Consider the following 20,992-nt stretch of genomic DNA (forward strand, 5'->3'; position numbering starts at 1 on the left):
CGCGCGTAAGGGAAAGGACGCTCCATGGGCGAGCCGGAAGCCGTCGGCAACGGTAGTAAGCACGCGTTGCGCCGCGCTGTCCTGCGGGTGAGGAGAACCTTGACCCCTGGTGACCTGGATGCGGCGGCACACGCGCTGGCCCGGCAGGTACTGGAGCTGCCCGGCTTCTCCACTGCGGCGACGGTCGCCGCGTACGCGTCAGTGGGCAGCGAGCCGGGCACCGGTCCGCTGCTGGAGGCACTGCGCGAACGCGGTGTGCGCGTGCTGCTGCCGGTGCTGCGCGAGGACGACGACCTCGACTGGGCGGTGCACGAGGGCCCCGGGACGCTCGTCCCGGCCGGGCGCGGACTGCAGGAGCCCTCGGGGCCGCGGCTGGGCCCGGAGGCCGTCACCCAGGCAGATGCGGTCCTGCTGCCGGGGCTGGCCGTGGACCGGGGCGGACTGCGGCTGGGACGGGGTGCGGGCTGCTACGACAGGGTGCTCGCCCGGCTGGCGGCCCGCGGCGCACAGCCGGTGTGCGCGGTGCTGCTGTACGACGGCGAGGTGGTCGACCGTATCGACGGCGAGGAGCACGACCGGCGGGTGGCGACAGCCGTGACCCCGAGCGGCGTGCACCGCTTCGAGGCCGCGGAAGGCTGATCGGGCGCGGCGCCCCGCGGTCTGCGATCGGTCCCGGGCCGGGCGGCCGGCGGGCCGGGCGGACAGAGCGGACCCCTGCGCGCCGTCGGGCCGCCGCACCGGCCGCCCGGCCCGGGGGTGGCCGCGTCGGCCGCACGACGACCGGTGCGGTCGCACCGGCCGCACACGAGCGGGGTGGCCGCGTCGGCCGCACAGCGGCGGCCCGGCAGGCGCGACGCCTGCCGGACCCCTGCCGGGCGGCCGGACCCCTGCCGGGCGGATGTCAGGGCGTGAGCGCCATCTGGTCCTCGGTCGCCTTGTCGACCGCCTTCTCGCCGTAGGGCCACTTGAGGAATTCGCCCTTGGCCCACTTGTCGGTCTGGTCGGTGTAGTGCGCGTTGTAGGCGTGCCCGGACGCGCCGGTGAGGTTGATCCACCGCGAGTTGTCCAGGTCGCCCATGTCGACGACCATCCGCATCGACGGCACCCAGATCACGTCGTACCCGCCGGCCGCGTTCCAGCCGGTGGCGTTGACGGCCGCCTCGCCGCCGCCCAGGTCCCAGGGGCCGCGGTTGAGGAGCCACTGCATGAATCCGGGGCCGCTGGTGCCGATGGTCTGGTTCTTCAGCATCAGCCGGTGCAGCCTGCCCCAGCTCCAGGTGTCGATGTCCTTGCCGAGCTTGGAGGTGAGCTCCCAGCGGGCGTCCTTCATGGCGTGCGCCAGCAGGTCGTCGCGGTTCTTGTCGCCCTTGCGCACCGAGGTGTCACGGGTCTTCCACCACTCGCTGTCCGGCTGCTTGAGCAGCTTGCGCACGACCTCGAACCAGCGGTCGCCGCCGTCGGGCTGCGCGGAGTCCGCCGAGCGCTGTCCGCACTCGCGCACCAGCCGCTGGTTGCCGTTCAGGTCGTCGACCGGGCCGGAGTCGTCGGAGGGCGCGACGTACAGGCAGTCGCCCTTGACGCGCAGCGCCTTGGGGAGCTTGTCGCCGAAGGCCAGCTTGAGGAGGTTGCGCCAGACGGCGTTGAAGTAGGCCGCAGGCGCCGAGTCGGAGTCCTGGGTGTAGTCCCAGCCCTCCAGCAGCTTCTGCGCGTTCCGTACGTACTTGTCCCGGACCTCGATCTTCAGCAGGTAGGGCACCAGCAGCTTGGCGATCTCGCTGCTGTTGTCCATCTGCATCGTCTCCATGTCGTCCATGGAGATCTTCCCGCCGTCCTTGATCTTCGACTGGATGAGGTCGTCGATGCGCTGGCTGCGCGCCCCGTAGCCCCAGTCGTCGGTGAGCAGGTAGGGGTACTTCTCGCGGTCCACGACGGCCTGGTTGGCGGTCACGATGTAGCCGCGCTCGGGGTTGTACTCCCACGGCAGGGCGCGCTGGGGGATGTATCCCTTCCAGCGGTAGCGCGGGTCCCAGCCGGGCGCGGGGTAGCGTCCGTCGCCCTTGCCGCGCACGGGGATGCTGCCGGGGGCCTGGTACCCGATGTTGCCCTTGGTGTCGGCGTAGATGAGGTTCTGCGAGGGGACGGCGAACTCGCGCGCCGCCGCGCGGAAGTCGGAGAAGTCGGCGGCCCGGTTGAGCTTGAAGACCGCGTCCATGGTCTTGGAGGGCTCCAGGGCGGTCCACCGGAGGGAGATCGCGTAGCCGTCGCCGCGGTCGGGCGCCGCGTTGCCGACGGGAGCCGCGTCGCCGACCTTGCGCAGTTCCTTGTTGCGGTCCGAGACGATCGGGCCGTTGTTCGTCTCGCGGACGGTGATGGTCCGGTCCTTGCCGCCGGCGACCTTGATGGTCTCCTCACGGGTGCGGTACGGGACCTCCTTGCCGTCGTAGAGGTACTTCCCGTCGCGGACCTTCTCCAGGTAGAGGTCGGTCACGTCGGCGCCCAGGTTGGTCATGCCCCAGGAGATGTGCTGGTTGTGGCCGATGACGACACCGGGCATCCCGGAGAAGGTGAAGCCGGAGACGTCGTAGGGGCAGGACTTGTCCACCGAGCGGCAGTGCAGGCCCATCTGGTACCAGACGGAGGGCAGTTGCGGCGCCAGGTGCGGGTCGTTGGCCAGCAGCGGCTTGCCGGTGGTCGTGTACTTGCCGGACACCACCCAGGAGTTGGACCCGATGCCGCTGCCGTTCGGCCCGAGCAGCCCGGGGATCTCGTCCAGCTTGTCGGCCACGGCACCCATCTGCGTGGTGGCACCCTCGGCCGCCTCACCGGCCCCCTGAGCGCCGCCGGAGCCCTCGGAGGCTCCGGGGGTCCCCGTGCCGCCCCCGGCGCCCGCAGCGGGCTGCTCAGCGCCTCCGGTGCCCGTTCCCGTCCCGGTGTCCGGACCGTTGCCGGTGCCCGGACCGGTCTCGCCGCCTTCGGCCTTCGGGTCGAACTTCTTGGTGGCGGGGTCGACCGAACCCTGGCCCACGATCGGCTTGTTCCGGTCGACGGGGTACTCCGGGTACAGGTCCTCGATCTGGTCCTTGTCCAGGCGGCTGGTCATCAGCGCCCGGTCGACCTCGTCCGACATGTTGCCCCGCAGGTCCCAGGCCATCGCCTTGAGCCAGGCGACCGAGTCGACCGGGCTCCAGTCGGCGGGCTGGTAGTCCTCGCCCGCCAGGTCCAGCGCCGCGTACTCCACGGAGAGCGCGGAGCCCTTGTGGTCCTTGAGGTAGGCGTTGACCCCGGCGGAATACGCCTTGAGGTAGTCCCTGGTCTCCTCGGGGAGTTGCTTGTACTCCTTCTCCGCCACCCGGCGCCAGCCCAGGGTGCGCAGGAAGGCGTCCGTCTCCACCTGGCCGTCGCCGAACATCTCCGAGAGCCGCCCGGAGGTCATGTGGCGGCGTACGTCCATCTCCCAGAAGCGGTCCTGCGCCTGGACGTAGCCCTGCGCCAGGAAGAGGTCCTTCGCGTTGTCGGCGTAGATCTGCGGGATGCCGCTGCCGTCCCGTTTGACGCTCACCGGTGCGGCCAGGCCCTTGAGTTTGAGCGAACCGGTGGTCTGCGGGAAGGAGTCCCGGACGGTGCTGATGCCCCAGTAGGTGCCGCCGCCGACGCCGGCCACCAGCAGCAGCACGACGACGATCACGATGAGGCGGGCGCGTCGCGAGGTCTTCTTGGCGGGCATCGCTGTCCTTAGCGGGGCAGGGTGGACCGTTACGGGGGACCGGACGGGCCCGGTCCGTACGGAGCAACCATAGGCCGACCGCCGGGGCGCCCCGACAGCGAGTCGCCCTCAGCCGATTCCCGCCGGGGCATATTCAAGTAATGGTAAATTGTTAGCTACCCAAACGAACTAGCCGCTGCCGGACAACGGTCCGGGAGCCGCGCCCCGCCATGGTCGAGGCGTTAAGAACACGTCAGGAAAGCGTCAGGAGGCCGTCAGAACCATCACGCGCACCCGCTCGTCCACTCAAGGAACCCCGCCCCGGCGCCGATTCCCCGCGTCCGGAGCACCCGACTCGTGCACTCAAGGAGAGAGCCCCGGCCAGAGAGGACCCGTGCCCTGACCGTCCACAGCCTCAACCAGCTCCTGCTCTTCAGCGCCCTCGTCCTGCTCATCGCCGTCGTGGCGGTCCGGCTCTCCTCCCGCAGCGGGCTGCCCAGCCTGCTGGTCTACCTCGGCATAGGCATCGCCATAGGGCAGGACGGCATCGGCTTCAGCTTCTCCGACGTCGCGCTGACCCAAACCCTGGGATACGCCGCCCTGGTGGTGATCCTCGCCGAGGGCGGGCTCGGTACGAAGTGGCGCGACATCCGGCCCGCCGTGCCCGCAGCCGCCGTGCTCTCGACGTTCGGCGTGGCCGTCAGCGTGACCGTCACCGCCCTGGCCGCGCACTACCTGGTCGGCCTCGACTGGCAGGCGTCCCTCCTGATGGGCGCCGTCGTCTCCTCCACGGACGCCGCAGCGGTCTTCTCCGTACTGCGCAGAGTGCCGCTGCCCAAGCGGCTCACCGGCATCCTGGAGGCCGAATCCGGATTCAACGACGCCCCCGTCGTGCTGCTGGTGGTCACCTTCTCCTCGCTCGGCTCCGAGCACCACACCTGGTACTTCCTGCTGGGGCAGATCTTCCTGGAACTCGCCATCGGGCTGGTGGTGGGACTGGTCGTCGGCAAGCTCGGCGAACTCGGCATGCGCCACGTGGCCCTGCCCGCCTCCGGCCTCTACCCCATCGCCGTGCTGGCCCTGTGCTTCCTGGCGTACGCGGGCGGCGCCATGGCCCACGGATCCGGCTTCCTGGCCGTCTACGTGGCCGCACTGATCCTGGGGAACGGCAAACTGCCGCACCGGCCCGCCGTACGAGGATTCGCCGACGGGGTGGCCTGGATGGCGCAGATCGGCCTCTTCGTCCTGCTCGGACTGCTGGTGACCCCGCACCAGCTCTGGAAGGACTTCTGGCCCGCCGTGCTGATCGGACTGGCACTGACCCTGGTCGCCCGGCCCCTGTCCGTCTTCCTGTGCCTGGACCGCTTCCGCCTGCCCTGGCAGGACAAGGCGCTGCTCACCTGGGCCGGACTGCGAGGGGCCGTGCCCATCGTGCTGGCGACCATCCCGATGGTCGCCGAGGTCGAGGGCAGCCAGCGGATCTTCAACATCGTCTTCGTGCTGGTGGTCGTCTTCACCGTCCTCCAAGGGCCCACCCTGCCCTGGCTGGCCCGGAAACTGCGGCTCGACGAGCGGGACGAGGCCGCCGACCTCGACATCGAGTCCGCACCTCTGGAGCGGCTGCGCGGGCATCTGCTGTCCGTGGCCATCCCGCCGTCCTCCCGGATGCACGGCGTCGAGGTCACCGAGCTGCGCCTGCCGCCGGGCGCCGCCGTCACCCTGGTGGTGCGGGACGGGGAGAGCTTCGTCCCCCTGCCCTCCACGGTGCTGCGGCACGGCGACGAGCTCCTGGTCGTCACGACCGACCAGGTCCGGGACGCGGCCGAACGGCGGCTGCTGTCGGTCAGCCGCGGCGGCAAGCTCGCCGGCTGGCTGGGCTCCGGAGGGAGCACAGCAGTGCGCCGGTGACGTTCCGGCCACGTCCCGCGGGTGACGTTCCGGCCGGGCTCCGCCGGTGACGGTGACGTTCCGGCCGGGCTCGGGACGACCCGTTCGCTGCCGGCCGGGCCCGGGACGGTGCGGCGATGCGGGCGCGCGGCTGCGGCTCGGGCTGCCTGTGCGGTTCGCCGCGCTGTCCCGCCGTCCCGGGTACGCGCGGGTGTGTGCGGCGTCTGCCACATGGCTCGGGGTGACCTGCATCACGTGGCCGTGCGCGGGTGCGGACCGTGCCGGCCGGGGTGGGCGGAGTGCCTTGTGCCGGGCGGCTGCGGGCGGCTGCGGGCTGTGCCGCGTGTTCGCGGTCTGCGCCTCGTGTTACGGAATGCCGCCGCCGACCGCTATCCTCAGGACGGTAAAGATTCACCCCGACTCTGCCTGATGCAGAGCTGGCGCGACCGCTCGGCGGCCACGGTCCGGAAGCCCACCCTTGCACCGGACCGGGTATCTACCCCGGTCCTGCGCGAGAGGACAGCTCTCGGCGCGTCACCCTGAGCGCGCTACCAGGCGGCAGAAAGGCCCGGCCGTGGAATCCCCGGCCACCGAGACCGACACCGCACGGACCGACGAGAACACCGGGAACCGGCACTCCGAGCGCTCCTCCCGGCGACCCGGATACGGGCAACTGCTGCGGACCGAGGGAGCCTGGTCCTTTCTGCTGCCGGGCTTCCTGGCCCGCCAGCCCTACGCGATGCTGACCATCAGCATCGTCCTGCTCGTCCAGCACACCACCGGATCCTTCGGCCGGGCGGGCGCGGTGTCGGCGACCGCCGGCATCGCCATGGCCCTCCTGGCGCCGCAGAGCGGCAGGCTGGCCGACAGGTTCGGGCAGGCCGCCGTCCTGGTCCCGCAGGCGTTCCTGCACGTCCTCACCGTCGGAGCGCTGGTCGCCGCCGCCCTCTTGGACGCGCCCCTGTGGGCGCTGTTCGTGGCGGCCGTACCGGCGGGTGCGACCGCACCGCAGATCAGCCCGATGGTGCGCGCCCGCTGGGCAGCACGGCTGCAGGGCTCCCCGCTGATGACGACAGCCGCCGCCTTCGAGTCGGTGACGGACGAGTTCACCTTCGTGGTCGGCCCGGTCCTGGCCACGGCGCTGTGCACCGGGGTGCATCCGGCCGCGGGGCTCGCCGCCGAGGCTGCCATCTCGCTGGTGGGCGGGCTGGTCTTCGCCGCGCAGCGCCGTACGCAGCCGGCTCCGTCGGCCGCCGGGCGCCCGGCCGGACAGGGCGCGGACCGCGCGCGGGGACAGGGCGCGGAAGGCCGGCCGTCCGCGCTGGCGGCTCCGGGCGCGCGGGTGCTCGTCGCGGCGCTGCTGGGCATCGGCATGGTCTTCGGCGGCATGCAGGTCTCGCTCACCGCCTTCACCGAGTCGATCGGCCGGCCGGGCGCCAACGGTCTGATGTACGGCGTGTTCGCCGCGGGCAACATGCTGGCCGCTGTCGCGGTGGGCGCCGTCCGGTGGAAGCGCGGGCCGCAGACCCGGCTGCTGACCGCCTACCCGGCACTGGTGGCGGCCGCGGCGCTGGTGGCGCTGACCGCGCAGCTCGCTCCTTGGGCGGTCGCGCTGGGTGCGCTGGGCACGCTGACCGGCCTGTGCGTGGCACCGTGCATGATCACTTGCTTCACTCTGATCGAGTCGCTCGTCCCGGCGGGCGCCCGCACGGAGGCGTTCACCTGGCTGACCGGCGCGGTCGCGCTGGGCCAGGCCACGGGCTCGACAGCGGCAGGCCAGCTCGCGGACCGCGCGGGGGCGGGAGCCGGGTTCCTCACGCCGCTGGTCGGCACCGGGCTCGCGCTGCTGGTGCTGCTGGCCTTCCGCAAGGCGCTGCACCCCGCCCACGGCGGACTGGTCGCGGCACGTGGGCTGGGTCACCGAACGGCAGTCGCGGTGGACTGACGCGCGGGAATGCTGCACTATGGAGCGTTGTTAGCACTCAACGAGTGAGAGTGCCAGGAGGAAGAACGTGCCGACCTATCAGTACCAGTGCACCGAGTGCGGCGAGGGCCTCGAGGTGGTGCAGAAGTTCACGGACGACTCGCTGACCGAGTGCCCCGGCTGCCAGGGCCACCTCAAGAAGGTCTACTCGGCGGTCGGCATCGTCTTCAAGGGCTCCGGCTTCTACCGCAACGACAGCCGCAGCTCCTCGTCGAGCAGCAGCAAGGCGTCCGGTGGCTCCTCCTCGGACTCGACCGCGAAGAGCGGCGAGACCAAGAGCTCGTCCTCCACCTCGGACTCCTCGTCGTCCGGCTCCTCCTCGTCCTCCTCGGAGACGAAGTCCTCCGGGAAGAGCGAGAGCAAGAGCAGCAGCAAGGCGGCCACGTCGGCCTGAGCCGCCGCTTCGGACCGCGTCGCCGCCCGCGGCCCGGTCCGCCGGCTCCGCCGACCGCCCCCGGGGCCCGCGCCGGACGGCACGGGCCTCTCGCAGTCCCTCCCTCTGCCGTGGGTCCGGCCCCCTGCCCCGCATCCGGTGTGCGCCCTTAGGGTGACCGCATGAGCGAACAGGCAGAGATCGGCATCATCGGCGGTTCCGGCTTCTACTCCTTCCTCGACGAGGTGACCGAGGTCACTGTCGAGACGCCCTACGGGCCGCCGAGCGATTCACTCTTCCTGGGAGAGACCGGCGGCCGCCGGGTGGCCTTCCTCCCGCGCCACGGCCGCGGCCACCACCTGCCCCCGAACCGGATCAACTACCGCGCCAATCTCTGGGCGCTGCGCTCGCTGGGCGTGCGCCAGATCATCGCGCCGTGCGCGGTGGGCGGCCTGCAGCCGGAGTTCGGCCCCGGCACTCTCGTGATCCCGGATCAACTGGTGGACCGCACCAAGTCCCGGCAGCAGACCTTCTTCGACGGTCAGGAACTCCCCGACGGCAGCGTCCCCCGGGTCGTCCACGTCGCTTTCGCGGACCCCTACTGCGAGGCGGGCCGCCAGGCCGGACTGCGGGCGGCCCGCGCCCGGGGCTGGCAGGCGGTGGACGGCGGCACGCTGTGCGTGGTCGAGGGGCCGCGCTTCTCCACCCGCGCCGAGTCCCGCTGGCACGCGGCCCAGGGCTGGTCCGTGGTGGGCATGACCGGGCATCCCGAGGCGATCCTGGCCCGCGAACTGGAGCTGTGCTACTCCTCGCTGGCCCTGGTCACAGACCTGGACGCGGGTGCCGAGGCCGGCGACGGCGTCTCGCACGAGGAGGTGCTGCAGGTCTTCGCCCAGAACATCGGCCGGCTGCGCGAGGTGCTCTTCGACGCGGTGAGCGAACTGCCCGCCGTCGACGAACGCAAGTGCGAGTGCGGCTCGGCGTTGGGCGGAATGGAGCCCGGCATCACGCTCCCCTGAGCGGTTCCGTCCCCCTCCCGGGGGACGGAGTTGTCCACAACTGCTCGGTCGTCCACAGGTTTCCGGGCCCGTCAGCAGGATTCCGGCACAGCGTCCACGGTGGTCTCCGAAGGCCGTGAACACGCGGCTCCTCTCCCTGTGCTGGCTGGTGGTGAGCGTCGTGCCCGGTTCCCGGAAGCCCCTCCCGGAGGATCTCCCCCTCCGTACGTGCCTGCGCGCTCCGGTGCCCGACTTCCCACCCGTCCGGGCCGGGCGGGGCGCTCGCTTTCCGCGCCGCGGCAGGCCGGGGCGGCGCCGGTTCCTGCCGGCGGCGCTGGCCGCCGGTGCAGCGGCTCTCGCTCTGACTGCGACGGGCAGCGGGCCGTCACCGCAGGACGAGAGCGGCGCCACGGGCTCCGGCCCGGCGGCAGAACGGCGCAGCGCCGTGAGAACGGTGACAGGCGGGGAGGCGGGGGAAGCCCCCGTCTCGGTCCCCGTGCGGATCGCCGATGCGGCGACAGTCCGGCTGCTGAGCCCCGGTGACCGGATCGATGTGCTCGCGAGCACATCGAAGAGCACTTCCGCCCGCGTCGTGGCCACACAGGTCCGAGTGGCTCAGGTGCCCGAGGACCGGGACACTGTCTCGGGCGGGGGAGCCGACGGGGCGCTGATCGTCGTCGTCGTTCCCCGGCGGACAGCGGCGGCGCTCGCGGGCGCCGCGGCGAAGTCCCGGTTGGCGGTGACGCTGTGCTGAGCCGTCCGTCGCCCCCGCTGCTCCGGAGGCCGCGGATCCGGTCGTGCATGAACCCGTGTGTGCCAGGGCAGGCGAGCAGCCGGTCCCGTCCGCGGGCGCTGTCGGTTCCGTGCGCTCTCGGTCTCCCGCTCGCTGTCAGCATCGTCATCTGGTTCTGGAAGAGGAAGTCCGTTGAGCAACGACGCACCCGCACCCGAGAAGAAGGGCGTACTGACCGGCTTCAGGGAGTTCCTGATGCGCGGCAACGTGGTCGAACTGGCCGTCGCCGTGGTCATCGGAGCAGCCTTCAGCAAGATCGTCGAAGCCGTCGTCAACGGTTTCATCAACCCCCTGGTCGGCGCCATCGGGACCAAGGACCTGGACAAGTACCGCTCCTGCCTGAAGGGCCCCTGCGAGGTCAGTCCGACGGGCGAGGTGACCTCGGGCATCCCGATCCACTGGGGTCCGGTGCTCAGCGCAGCGCTGACCTTCCTGATCACGGCGGCGGTCGTCTACTTCCTCATGATCCTGCCGATGAACAGGTTCAACGAGCGCCGGGCGGCCAAGGCCGCCCCGGAGGAAGCCGCTCCGGCGGACGCGGCCAAGACCGAGGTCGAGCTGCTCACCGAGATCCGCGATGCCCTGCTCGCCCAGCGCGCGGGCGGGAGCGGCTCCCCGGACAGCCCTGCGGCCACCGCTGCGGACAGCCTGGTGGGACCGCAGCGCGACGGGGGCGCCGGCCCCCGGAAGTAGCGCCGGAAGCCCCGGCAACAGCGCCCCTTCGCCCCTTGGACAGCGGGACCCCCCGTTGTCCAGGGGACGGCCGCGGTCCGGGAGGCGGCTGTTGTGCGGAGGGCCACCGCTCCTCGGCGGGTGACCGCGCTCCGGCCTGCGGCCGCTGTCCGAAGCGCGGCCGCTGTCCGGAGCGCGGCGGCTGCCCGGCGGCGGAGCGCGGCGTCCGGGGCGCCCTGCCGGCAGCGGTACCCCGTCGGCGCTCCTGGGGCGCAGCGGAGCGGGCTCAGAGGTGGTGGGGCGGCTTCTCGTCCAGGAAGCGCGCGAGGTCGCCGCTGGCTCCTGCGGAACCACTGCCCGCGCCCTCGCCCCAGCCCCGGTCGGTGTCGTCGGCGGACGGGCGGGTCAGCGGGTCGTCGAAGACCAGCGAGGCCGCCGCGTCACGCGGGGTGCCGGGCCGGTCGGAGGACTGCGGGTCGACGCTCATGGCTCAAGCGTACGGCCGTCGCACGTGGCTGCTGGTATTGATGCCCCATGGACACTCACGGCGGCCAGGAGCCGCACCCCGCGCAGGAGCAGCCGGCCCGCACCCGGGACGCGCTGACCGACGTGCCCGGCCTGCGCGTGGGCCACGCCCAGCGCGACGGGGACGGCTGGCTCACCGGGACGACCGTGGTGCTGGCTCCGCAGGAGGGCGCCGTCGCGGGAGTCGACTGCCGGGGCGGGGCCCCGGGGACGCGCGAGACGGACGCGCTGGACCCGCGGAACCTGGTGGAGCGCATCCACGCCGTCGTCCTCAGCGGCGGCAGCGCGTTCGGCCTGGACGCCGCAACCGGGGTGATGAGCTGGCTGGAGGAGCAGGGCCGGGGTGTGCAGGTGGGAGCCGACCCCTCGCAGGTCGTGCCGGTGGTCCCGGCGGCGGTCATCTTCGACCTGGGGCGCGGGGGCCGCTGGAACGCCCGGCCGGATGCGGAGCTGGGCCGCGAGGCGGTGGAAGCGGCCGCGGCGACACCGCCGGGGGCACCGGTGGCGGAGGGCAGTGTCGGTGCCGGGACGGGGGCCGTCGTCGGCGGCCTCAAGGGCGGCACGGGCACGGCGAGCACCCGGCTGGCCTCCGGAGCGGTGGTCGGTGCACTGGTGGTGCTGAATGCGGCGGGGTCGGCGACGGACCCGGCCACGGGAGTGCTCTACGGCGAACTGGCCGACGGTCTGCCGCACATCCCGTCCGAGGACGAGCACGCCGAGGCCGAGATACTGCGCTCCGAGGCGAGGGAGGAGACCGACCGGCGCGTCGCGGGGACGCTGCGGCCCGCCCTGAACACCACGCTCGTGGTGCTGGGGACGGACACGGCGCTCACCCGCGCACAGGCGCAGCGGCTGGCCGGAAGTGCCCACGACGGCCTGGCCAGGGCGGTGCGCCCGGTACATCTCATGCACGACGGCGACACGGTCTTCGCCCTGGCCACGGGGGCACGCGAGCTGGAGACCGGCGAGTTCAACGAGGTGCTGGCAGCGGGCGCCGACGTCGTGGTCAAGGCCGTGGTCAAGGCGGTGCGGGCCGCGGGAGGGGTGGATGGGCCGGGCGGTGTCTTTCCGTCCTACAGCGATCTCTACGGTCCCGCGCTCCCCGGAGCGGACGAGGCCGGTTCCTCGGTCGAGCACGAGGAGCGCGACGCCGGACGCTGACGGAGTCCCCCCGGCCCCGGCCTGCCGGCACGCGGTGCCCGTGGCGGTCGACGGCACCGGCCGGTCCGGCCCGCCGGGCGGCGGGCCGGGGACCGGTGCCGCGGCGGGACGTGCCGGAGCGGCCGTCGGACGGGACAGCCGGGCCGCCGGGCGGGATCCGCTCAGACGCCTGCCGGAACGCGCGGCTCCGCGCTGTCCTGCGCCGGGCTGCTCCGTACCTCCGGGGTCTGCTTGCGCACGCCCTTGAGGAGGAGCGTCGCCCCGGCCGTGACCAGGGTTCCGGCCGCGATGGCGACGAGGTAGAGCAGCGGCGAGCCGATCAGCGGCACGACGAAGATGCCGCCGTGCGGCGCCCGCAGCGTGCTCCCGAAGCCCATGGAGAGGGCCCCGGTGACGGCTCCGCCCGCCATGGAGGCGGGGATGACCCGCAGCGGGTCGGCGGCGGCGAACGGAATCGCCCCCTCGCTGATGAAGGAGGCGCCGAGCACCCAGGCGGCCTTGCCGTTCTCCCGCTCGGTCCTGGTGAACAGGCTGCCGCGGACGGTCGTGGCGAGGGCCATGCCCAAGGGCGGCACCATTCCGGCTGCCATGGCGGCGGCCATCACCATCAGGCTGCCGTTGCCGGGGTCGGCGCTGGCGATACCGCCGGTGGCGAAGGTGTAGGCGACCTTGTTGACGGGCCCGCCCAGGTCGAAGCACATCATCAGGCCGATGAGCAGCCCGAGCAGGACGGCGTTGGTGCCGGTCAGGCCGCCGAGCCAGTCGGTCATGGCCTGCTGAGCGGTGGCGATGGGCTTGCCGACCACCACGAACATGAGGGCGCCGACGAGCGCCGACGAGAGCAGCGGGATGACGACGACCGGCATGATGCCGCGCAGCACGGCCGGAACGCCGACTCGCTGGACGGCCATCACGAGGGCGCCCGCGAGCAGTCCCGCCACCAGTCCGCCCAGGAAGCCCGCCTCGATCTGAACCGCGACGGCACCACCCACGAAACCGGGCACGAGGCCGGGCCGGTCGGCCATGCCGTAGGCGATGTACCCGGCGAGAACGGGGACGAGGAATCCGAAGGCGAGTCCGCCGATCTGGTTGAGCAGGGCCGCCCAGCTGTGGACCTCGGTCCACACGAAGTGGTCGGCGACGGACTTGGCCCCGGCGATCTCGTAGCCGCCGAGAGCGAAGGAGAGGGCGATCAGCAGCCCTCCGGCGGCGACGAACGGGACCATGTAGCTGACGCCGGTCATCAGCCAGGTCCGCAGCCGGGTACCGAATCCGTCGCCCTGCGCGGCCCCTGCGTCCATGGGCGCGGAGGTGGTGGGCCGGGGGGCCTGCTCACCCCGTTCGGCCTTGTCGCGGGCCTCCCGGAGCAGTTCGGCGGGGCGATTGATGGCGGCCTTGACGCCGACGTCGACGGTGGGCTTGCCCGCGAAGCGTTCCCGCTCCCGTACTTCGACATCGTGCGCGAAGATCACGGCGTCCGCGGCGGCGATCACCGCCGGGTCGACCCGCTGGAACCCGGCCGAGCCCTGCGTCTCGACGGTGAGCAGGGTGCCGGCCGCGTCCTCCTCGGCCGCCCGCTCCAGCGACTCGGCGGCCATGTAGGTGTGGGCGATACCGGTGGGGCAGGAGGTGACGGCGACGACACGGAAGGGCTCGGACGACGCGGCGCCGGATCCGCCTTCTTCGGTCGTCGCGGACCCTTGCGAGGACTCCGGCAGCTCGGGGTGCTCCGAGTCCGGTCCCGGTGGCTCCGTGCTCTGCGGCTCCACCTGCTGCGGCTGCGGCTCCTGCCCGCTCGGTGCCGCCGCGCGTCCGGACTCCGACGGCTGCTCGGGCTGCTCCTCCGCCGCGGACGTGTCCGGTGCGGAGTCGCCGCGTATCAGCGCCGATGCCTGCTCCGGGTCCGCGGCGGAGCGGAGGGCGGCGGTGAACTGGGGGTCGGCCAGCCGGCGGGCGAGCGCGGACAGGATGGTCAGATGCTCGCTGTCCGCCCCGTCGGGTGCCGCGATCAGGAAGACGAGGTCGGCGGGGCCGTCCGGGGCGCCGAAGTCGATCGGCTCCCGGGGACGGCCGAAGGCGAGCGTGGGCTCGCTGACGTGGGTGCTGCGGCAGTGGGGGATGCCGATACCCCCGTCCAGGCCCGTCGGCATCTGCGCCTCGCGGGCCTCGACGTCGGCGAGGAATCCGTCGAGGTCGGTGACGCGGCCCAGCGACACCATCCGCTCCGCGAGCGAGCGGGCGGCCTCGGACTTGGTGGCGGCGGGCAGGTCGAGATCGACGAGTTCCGCGGTGATCAACTGGCTCATCGGACGGCTCCGTTGACGTCGGGGAGAAGGGGAAGGTCCAAGGGGACGTCGGTGGTCACGGTGACCGCTTCCGGACGGATGTCGTCCGGTCCGGGCATCTGGCTGCCGGGAAGCTGTACGGCGGCAGCGCCGTGCGCCACGGCCGAGACCAGCGCCCGGGCCCGTGCGCCGCCTGCTGTCAGGAAGCCCGCCAGCGAGGCGTCGCCCGCGCCCACATCGCTGCGGACGGTGGCGACGGGAGCGGTCCCGAAGTAGGTCCCCGTGTTGTCCACGAGGAGTTGTCCGGTGGCACCGAGGCTGGCCAGGACCGCTCCCGCGCCGGCCGCCCGCACCTCGTCGGCTGCCTTGACGGCGTCTCCGACGGTGGTGAGGGTGCGGCCGACGACCTCGGCGAGTTCCTCGGCGTTGGGCTTGACCACGTCGGGGCGCGCGGAGAGGGCCGCCGCCAGCGCGGGTCCTGAGGTGTCGAGCGCGACCTGGACGCCGTTCTCCCGGGCCCGGCTGACGACGGCCGCGTACCACTCGTGGGAGAGGCCGCGGGGAAGGCTTCCGCTGCACACCAGCCAGCGCGCGCGGCTGCGGGCGGCCTCGGCCGCCAGTGTGTCCAGGAGCGCACGGGACTCGGCGGCACCGATGTCGGGACCAGCAGCGTTGATCTTGGTCAGGGTGCCGTCCGGTTCGGCCAGGGCGACATTGACCCGGGTGGAGCCGTCCACCGGCACTCCGGCCACGGCGACGCCGAGTCCGCCGAGGAGTTGGGCGAGGAGGGCGCCCTCGGGACCGCCGAGCGGCAGTACGGCCACGGTGGGGTGTCCTGCAGCGGCCACCGCTCGGGAGACGTTGACGCCTTTGCCGCCCGGGTCGACCCGGTCGGCCCCGGCGCGCAGCACGGCGCCGCGGCCGAGCCCGGGGATCTCGTAGGTGCGGTCCAGGCTGGGGTTGGGAGTGATGGTGAGGACGGTCATGGAGGTCCAGAGGTTGTTGCGGCATGCCGGGGCGGAGGGAGGGTTCAGACCCGTTGGACCCGGGTGCCCTGGTCTTCGATGGCCCGTGTCTCGTCCGGGCTCAGGCCGGTGTCGGTGATGAGGAGGTCGACCTGGGAGAGGTCGCCGAAGCGGGCGAAGTACTCCTCCCCCGCTTTGGTGGAGTCGGCCAGGAGCACCACATGCCGGGCGGCGGCCATCATCGTGCGCTTGACTGCTGCTTCGGCCAGATCGGGGGTGGTGAGGCCGCCGTCGACGGAGAACCCGTTGGTGGCGAGGAAGAGCACATCGGCCTTGATCTCGCCGTAGGTCCGCAGGGCCCACGCGTCGACCGCAGCCCGGGTGCGGTGCCGCACCCTTCCGCCGACGATGTGCAGTTCGATCCCTGCATGGTCGGCAAGGCGTGCCGCGGTGGGCAGGGCGTGGGTGAGGACGGTCAGCGAGATGTCGGCGGGCATGTCCGAGGCGAGCCGGGCCGTAGTGCTGCCTGCGTCGAGCACCACGCTGCCTTCCCGGGGCAGCTGCGCGAGGGCGGCCTGCGCGATGCGCTCCTTCTCCTCGGTGGCCGCTGATTCCCGGGCTGCCAGGTCGGGCTCGAAGCCGATGCGCCCCGCGGGGATGGCCCCGCCGTGGACGCGTCGTACGAGTCCGGCACGGTCCAGCGCCTTGAGATCACGGCGCACCGTCTCGGCGGTGACGTCGAACTCGGCAGCCAGGGACAGCACGTCCACCCGGCCCTGCTCTTCGGCGGTACGGAGGATGGCCTGCTGGCGCTCCGGTGCGTACATGTGGTTTCAGGTCCGTTCCATGCCCGATCGTGTGACTTCTCCGCGAGACTACGACCGGGAGGCCATAAAGTAAACCCACTCGGGCATCGCTTCGGACACAAACAGACCCAGGAATGGTGGAGGCGGCGGGAGGGCGGGCGGGGGGAGGGGAAAGGAAGCAGAGAGCACCCATGGCAGACAGCAAAGAGCCCCGGTGCTCGGGGGAGGGCACCGGGGCTCGTCCTTGGGGGCGGCGACGGGGGCGGGCCGGAGAATCGGCCTGAGGGGTTACGCCGCTTCGTCGAAGCCCGTGTCATGGGCCATCTTCTTCAGCTCCAGGAGGGCATGCTTCTCGATCTGGCGGATCCGCTCCCGCGTGAGGCCGTGCTGCTTGCCGACCTCCGTCAGGGTGCGCTCGCGGCCGTCGACCATGCCGTAGCGGGCCTTGATGATGGAGGCCGTACGGTCGTCGAGCCTGCCGATCAGGTCGTCCAGTTCCTCCCGGCGCAGCACGGTCAGCACCGACTGCTCCGGGGAGGCGGCCGAGGTGTCCTCCAGCAGGTCGCCGAACTGGGTCTCGCCCTCGTCGTCGACGGACATGTTCAGGCTGACGGGATCGCGCGCCCAGTCGAGCACATCGGTGACGCGCTCTGGTGTCGAGTTGAGTTCGGCGGCCACCTCCGCCGGCTCCGGGTCGCGGCCGTGTTCGCGGTTGAACTCGCGCTGGATCCTGCGGATGCGCCCCAGCTCCTCCACGAGGTGGACAGGGAGCCGGATCGTGCGGGACTGGTCGGCGATGGAGCGGGTGATGGCCTGGCGGATCCACCATGTCGCATAGGTGGAGAACTTGAAGCCCTTGGTGTAGTCGAACTTCTCCACCGCGCGCACGAGTCCGGCGTTCCCCTCCTGGATCAGGTCCAGCAGAGGCAGGCCGCTGCGCGGGTAGCGGCGGGCCACAGCCACCACGAGGCGCAGGTTGGAACGGATGAAGACGTCCTTGGCCCGTTCACCCTCGGCGACGATGGCTTCCAGGTCTTCACGGCTCGAGGTGGCGCTGGCCGCGTCGCTGGAGACCGGCTTCTCGAGTCCGTCCAGAATGCGCTGGGCGTAGACGCCCGCCTCTATCGCGAGGGACAGATCGACTTCCTTGGCGGCGTCCAGCAGCGGTGTGCGAGCGATCTCGTCGAGATACATGCCGACCAGGTCGCGGTCCGCGACTTCGCTGCCAGCGGTGCGAACACTGCTTGCCGTGTCGGAGACACCGGTCGTGTTCTCCTGACGACGGGCGACGGCACGGGTTGCCATGCGTGCTCCCTTGCGAGTGATCTGAAACTTGGCCTGGTGGCTGACTCGGACACTTCACGGGTGCCCGCCTTGCGTAGATGTCAACGGCTGGAATCCGGACTAAATTCCCAACCTGCGCAACATTTTTCGGATCATGCAGTAAACTGCGCCGCTACCCGTTCGGACAGCACGGTGACTGAGCGCACTCAGGCGCTGGTCGGAGCGGTATGGAGCTCCTCCTGGCGGGCTCCCGAACCCGGTCCGCGGCTGCCGGAAGGTCGTCGTCGTCGACACCCTTCACCCGTGTAGACGGCTGATGTTCCCTGTTGGTTGCGTGCCCCTGCCCGCTCCGGGCCACGGCACACCTGCGGCATCCGGGCGACGGAATCCGCGCGGCACCTCCGGACGGCGCTCCCGACGGCATCCGGCGAGACGAGTCGGCACTCGGGCGCTCCGGCACCCGGGGCGGGCCCGGACAGCCGCCGCCGAGCACGGCCCCGGAACGAGCGGCGGGAGACGAAAGCGGCCCCCGTGTCCCGTCGGGGACGCGGGGGCCGCAGTAGCCCGGTGACCGGCGCCGAGACCGGCGCGGGGTTTCCCTCAGTGCATGGCTGCCGGCACCAGCTCCGGCTCGTCGCCGGGGCGGTCGCTGCCTGCCTCGCCTTCGAGCGTCTTGCCAGGGGCCTGGTTGCCCCCGCCCCGCGCGTTCACGAGGACCGTGACGATCGTGGCGGAGACGAGCAGGATGCCCACCGCCCACCAGATCGCCGAGGTGTAGCCGTGCACCATGGCCTCCAGCTTCAGCATCTGCTGGGCGGGCTTGGTGGTGGCCTCGGCGACGTGCGCGGTGACGTACGAGGTGGTGGCGCTCGCCGCGATGGTGTTCAGCAGCGCCGTCCCGATGGCGCCGCCGACCTGCTGCGAGGTGTTGACCATCGCGGAGGCGACACCGGCGTCGCTCGGCCGCACACCGTGCGTGGCCAGCGACATCGCGGGCATGAACGCCGTACCGAGCCCGAGGCCCAGCAGCACCTCGGCCGGGAGGATCAGCGCCGGGTAGGAGCTGTCGACCTCCAGTTGGGTCAGCATGAGCATGCCCACCGCCGCGGTCAGGAAGCCCGGTGCCATCAGCAGGCGGGCCGGTACGCGGGTCATCAGCCGCGCCCCGATCTGCGTGGAACCGGTGATCATGCCGGCGACCATCGGCAGGAAGGCCACACCGGTACGCACCGGCGAGTAGTCCTTGACCACCTGCAGGTAGTACGTCAGGAACAGGAAGAGGCCGAACATGGCGATGACCGCCAGGCCGAGCGACAGGTAGACCCCGCCACGGTTGCGGTCGGTGACCACCCGCAGCGGCAGCAGCGGCGCCCGGAGCCGCGATTCGACCCCGGCGAACGCGGCGAGCAGCACGAAGGCGGCGATGAACATGCCGATGGTGCCGCCCTCGCTCCAGCCGTCCGTCTCCGCACGGGTGAATCCGTACACCAGCGAGACGAGGCCGAGTGTGGAGAGGACCACACCGGGGATGTCGAGCGCGGACCGGTTGCGGGTCCCGGACGGCTCATGGATGACGCTGATGGCACCGAGCGCGGCGATGGCCGCGAACGGGACGTTGACGTAGAAGGTCCAGCGCCAGTCCAGGTATTCGGTCAGTACACCGCCGAGGATCAGACCGATCGCGCCGCCGCCACCGGCGATGGCGCCGTAGATGCCGAACGCCTTGGCACGCTCCTTGCCGTCGGTGAACATCACGGCGAGCAGGGAGAGCGCAGCGGGTGCCAGCAGCGCGCCGAACGCGCCCTGCAGGGCACGCGCCGACAGCATCATGACCTCACCGTTCGCGGCACCGCCGAGGGCCGACGCGAGCGCGAAGCCGACGAGTCCGGTCACGAAGGCGCGCTTACGGCCCCACATATCGGCGATCCGGCCGCCGAAGAGCAGCAGTCCGCCGAAGGCGAGGGCGTAGGCGGTGATGACCCACTGCCGGTTCGCGTCGGATATGCCCAGGTCGGCCTGGGCGGAAGGAAGCGCGATGTTCACGATGGTCGCGTCGAGGACGACCATGAGCTGCGCGATGGCGATGAAGGCCAGCGCCTTCCATCGCCGGGGGTCGGGCCCGGCCTGCGCGTCGGCCGGAGATGGCGTTTCTGGCATGGATGTGCCTACCTCACGGTGCGGAGTACGAAAAATGGGACGTCGGGGAGACGCTGCTGAGCTGAGCTCTCAGCACGGCTCGTGTCTGGTGCGGGACATGCGCCGCGGAGTGGTACGAGCCCCCCGCGCTCGTACCACTCCAGGTGTCTGGAGTGCGGGGAGTACTGGAGGTGTGGATTCGGGAGAGGAGGAAAAGTGAGCGGTGCGGCAACCGCTCGGCGCTGCGGCTACGGAGTTCAGTGGTCCTGTCGCAGTTCCTCCAGAGTCGCGGCGTGACCGGGTAGTTGGGACTTGGCGGGGGCGCGCAGCCCGTCGAGGAAGAGCTGCACATGACGTTCGACGAAGCGTTCGATGCGCTGGCAGCCGACCCCCGGCAGCGGCCGGGAGAGCTGGCTGAGCGCGACCATCACGTCGCCGACGTCGATGTCGGTGCGCACCTCACCCGCCTGCTGGGCCCGCCGGATGAGCTCCTGGGTCAGCCGTTCGACCCGGGTGCGAGCAGCCAGGGACTGCGGCTCCGTGGGGTCGAAGCGGCCCGAGAGCATGGGGCAGAGCGCACCGATGCGCTCTTCCACCGCGGCGAAGACGAAGCGACGCAGCGCTTCGAAAGAATCCTCCTCCTCGGCGAGTGTCTTCTCCGCCCGTTCCGCGATCCGCTCGGTCACGGCATGCATGACTCCGTGCACGAGCGAGTCCCGGTCGGGGAAGTGCCGGTAGAGGGTCGCATTTCCGACCCCGGCAGTGCGAGCGATTTCATCGAGGGAAGCATCCGCCCCGTGGACGACGAGCGCCTCGCGGGCGGCGGTGAGGATGCGCTCGCGGTTGCGCGCCGCGTCGGCCCGCCCCTTGGGAACCGCGCAGTCGACAGTGACGCGCTTGCTGGCATCGGTGGCGCTGCCCATCTGTGACTCCTTCGCTCCTTGAGGCGGACCGGTGCTTCTCGTCCCGGTTCCTGCTGGTCGTGGGATCGCGTGCGGTTGTGGTCTGCGGTCGGCGTGTCGCTGCCGACGAGTGTGACGTGCGGGCGTGGTGCTGTGCGTCGTACCAGGGTTGGCATGACTGCAGTGCTTTGGTGGCACTGGAGGTGGTGCTGCGGTCCTCCATCCGGGGACCTAGTCCCCGTTTTGTGGAGACGGCTATGTAAACGGGGACGCGCTCCCCGGTTATTTCCCTGACTCCTGTGACTCACCTCACTCGCGCAACAGCCACCACACAGCCACCCGCCCGGGTCGGCACCCGGCACAGACCCGGCCCCGGGCCGCCCCGGCCTCGACCCGGCAGCACGGCAGGACGCGGCCCGCACGGCAGAACAGCTCAACAAGAGGCGCAAGACGACAAACAACCGCACAAGGGGTGCAAAAGAGCGCACCCCTGCACAAGAGGCACCCGAGAGAACGCC

16 protein-coding genes are annotated in these 20,992 nt (G+C 71.7%); 8 read left to right on the forward strand and 8 right to left on the reverse strand.

Going from position 1 to position 20,992, the window contains the following annotated elements; translation table 11 throughout:
* Window positions 1–24 precede the first annotated feature (24 nt).
* Window positions 25–639: a 5-formyltetrahydrofolate cyclo-ligase gene (locus tag BMX65_RS23790; protein ID WP_275435228.1), complete on the forward strand. Its 615-nt coding sequence runs from the start codon at window positions 25–27 to the stop codon at window positions 637–639.
* Between the two features lie 262 nt (window positions 640–901).
* Here the strand turns inward: BMX65_RS23790 and BMX65_RS23795 are convergent, their stop codons facing one another.
* The gene (locus BMX65_RS23795) at window positions 902–3,724 is read right to left on the reverse strand and encodes a penicillin acylase family protein (RefSeq protein ID WP_075002383.1); all 2,823 of its coding nucleotides are present in this window, start codon (window positions 3,722–3,724) and stop codon (window positions 902–904) included.
* Window positions 3,725–4,060: 336 nt separating this feature from the next.
* Between BMX65_RS23795 and BMX65_RS23800 the strand changes: the two genes are divergently transcribed.
* From BMX65_RS23800 to mscL, 6 genes are all read left to right on the forward strand, one after another.
* On the forward strand, window positions 4,061–5,611 hold the full coding sequence (locus BMX65_RS23800; RefSeq protein WP_075002384.1) for a potassium/proton antiporter: 1,551 nt from the start codon (window positions 4,061–4,063) through the stop codon (window positions 5,609–5,611).
* A gap of 553 nt (window positions 5,612–6,164) precedes the next feature.
* Window positions 6,165–7,535: an MFS transporter gene (locus BMX65_RS23805; RefSeq protein WP_177214337.1), complete on the forward strand. Its 1,371-nt coding sequence runs from the start codon at window positions 6,165–6,167 to the stop codon at window positions 7,533–7,535.
* Window positions 7,536–7,602: 67 nt separating this feature from the next.
* Complete coding sequence (locus BMX65_RS23810) at window positions 7,603–7,968, forward strand: FmdB family zinc ribbon protein (protein WP_075002385.1); 366 nt, start codon at window positions 7,603–7,605, stop codon at window positions 7,966–7,968.
* A gap of 161 nt (window positions 7,969–8,129) precedes the next feature.
* Window positions 8,130–8,966, forward strand: coding sequence for an S-methyl-5'-thioadenosine phosphorylase (locus BMX65_RS23815; RefSeq protein ID WP_075002386.1), 837 nt, complete (start codon window positions 8,130–8,132; stop codon window positions 8,964–8,966).
* 424 nt (window positions 8,967–9,390) lie between these two features.
* Window positions 9,391–9,699, forward strand: a complete 309-nt coding sequence (locus tag BMX65_RS33695) for an RcpC/CpaB family pilus assembly protein (RefSeq protein WP_239502207.1) — start codon at window positions 9,391–9,393, stop codon at window positions 9,697–9,699.
* A 171-nt stretch (window positions 9,700–9,870) separates the two neighbouring features.
* Window positions 9,871–10,431 carry a large conductance mechanosensitive channel protein MscL gene (mscL, locus tag BMX65_RS23825; RefSeq protein ID WP_075002387.1) on the forward strand — a complete coding sequence of 187 codons (561 nt, stop codon included), beginning with the start codon at window positions 9,871–9,873 and terminating at the stop codon, window positions 10,429–10,431.
* A gap of 265 nt (window positions 10,432–10,696) precedes the next feature.
* Here the strand turns inward: mscL and BMX65_RS23830 are convergent, their stop codons facing one another.
* Window positions 10,697–10,897: a hypothetical protein gene (locus BMX65_RS23830; RefSeq protein ID WP_075002388.1), complete on the reverse strand. Its 201-nt coding sequence runs from the start codon at window positions 10,895–10,897 to the stop codon at window positions 10,697–10,699.
* 47 nt (window positions 10,898–10,944) lie between these two features.
* On the opposite strand from BMX65_RS23830, the gene BMX65_RS23835 reads away from it, so the two are divergent.
* On the forward strand, window positions 10,945–12,096 hold the full coding sequence (locus BMX65_RS23835; protein WP_075002389.1) for a P1 family peptidase: 1,152 nt from the start codon (window positions 10,945–10,947) through the stop codon (window positions 12,094–12,096).
* 161 nt (window positions 12,097–12,257) lie between these two features.
* Here BMX65_RS23835 and BMX65_RS23840 read toward each other — a convergent pair whose 3' ends face one another.
* The 6 genes from BMX65_RS23840 to BMX65_RS23865 all read right to left on the reverse strand — a co-directional run bounded on the left by BMX65_RS23840 (window position 12,258) and on the right by BMX65_RS23865 (window position 20,495).
* Window positions 12,258–14,402 (reverse strand): PTS fructose transporter subunit IIABC, encoded by a 2,145-nt coding sequence (locus BMX65_RS23840; protein ID WP_075002390.1) that lies wholly within the window; start codon window positions 14,400–14,402, stop codon window positions 12,258–12,260.
* Complete coding sequence (pfkB, locus tag BMX65_RS23845; RefSeq protein WP_075002391.1) at window positions 14,399–15,367, reverse strand: 1-phosphofructokinase; 969 nt, start codon at window positions 15,365–15,367, stop codon at window positions 14,399–14,401. The genes BMX65_RS23840 and pfkB overlap by 4 nt, the downstream gene beginning before the upstream one ends.
* Before the next feature lie 44 nt (window positions 15,368–15,411).
* Complete coding sequence (locus BMX65_RS23850; RefSeq protein WP_075002392.1) at window positions 15,412–16,173, reverse strand: DeoR/GlpR family DNA-binding transcription regulator; 762 nt, start codon at window positions 16,171–16,173, stop codon at window positions 15,412–15,414.
* A 267-nt stretch (window positions 16,174–16,440) separates the two neighbouring features.
* The gene (locus BMX65_RS23855; RefSeq protein WP_075002393.1) at window positions 16,441–17,457 is read right to left on the reverse strand and encodes a sigma-70 family RNA polymerase sigma factor; all 1,017 of its coding nucleotides are present in this window, start codon (window positions 17,455–17,457) and stop codon (window positions 16,441–16,443) included.
* A 579-nt stretch (window positions 17,458–18,036) separates the two neighbouring features.
* Window positions 18,037–19,593, reverse strand: coding sequence for an MFS transporter (locus BMX65_RS23860; protein WP_075002394.1), 1,557 nt, complete (start codon window positions 19,591–19,593; stop codon window positions 18,037–18,039).
* A 236-nt stretch (window positions 19,594–19,829) separates the two neighbouring features.
* A complete protein-coding gene (locus BMX65_RS23865; protein WP_075002395.1) occupies window positions 19,830–20,495 on the reverse strand; it encodes a TetR/AcrR family transcriptional regulator in 666 nt (221 codons plus the stop codon).
* Between the last annotated feature and the right edge of the window lie 497 nt (window positions 20,496–20,992).

The organism is Streptomyces qinglanensis (assembly GCF_900111245.1).
In the GTDB taxonomy this organism is placed as follows: Bacteria; Actinomycetota; Actinomycetes; order Streptomycetales; family Streptomycetaceae; genus Streptomyces; species Streptomyces qinglanensis.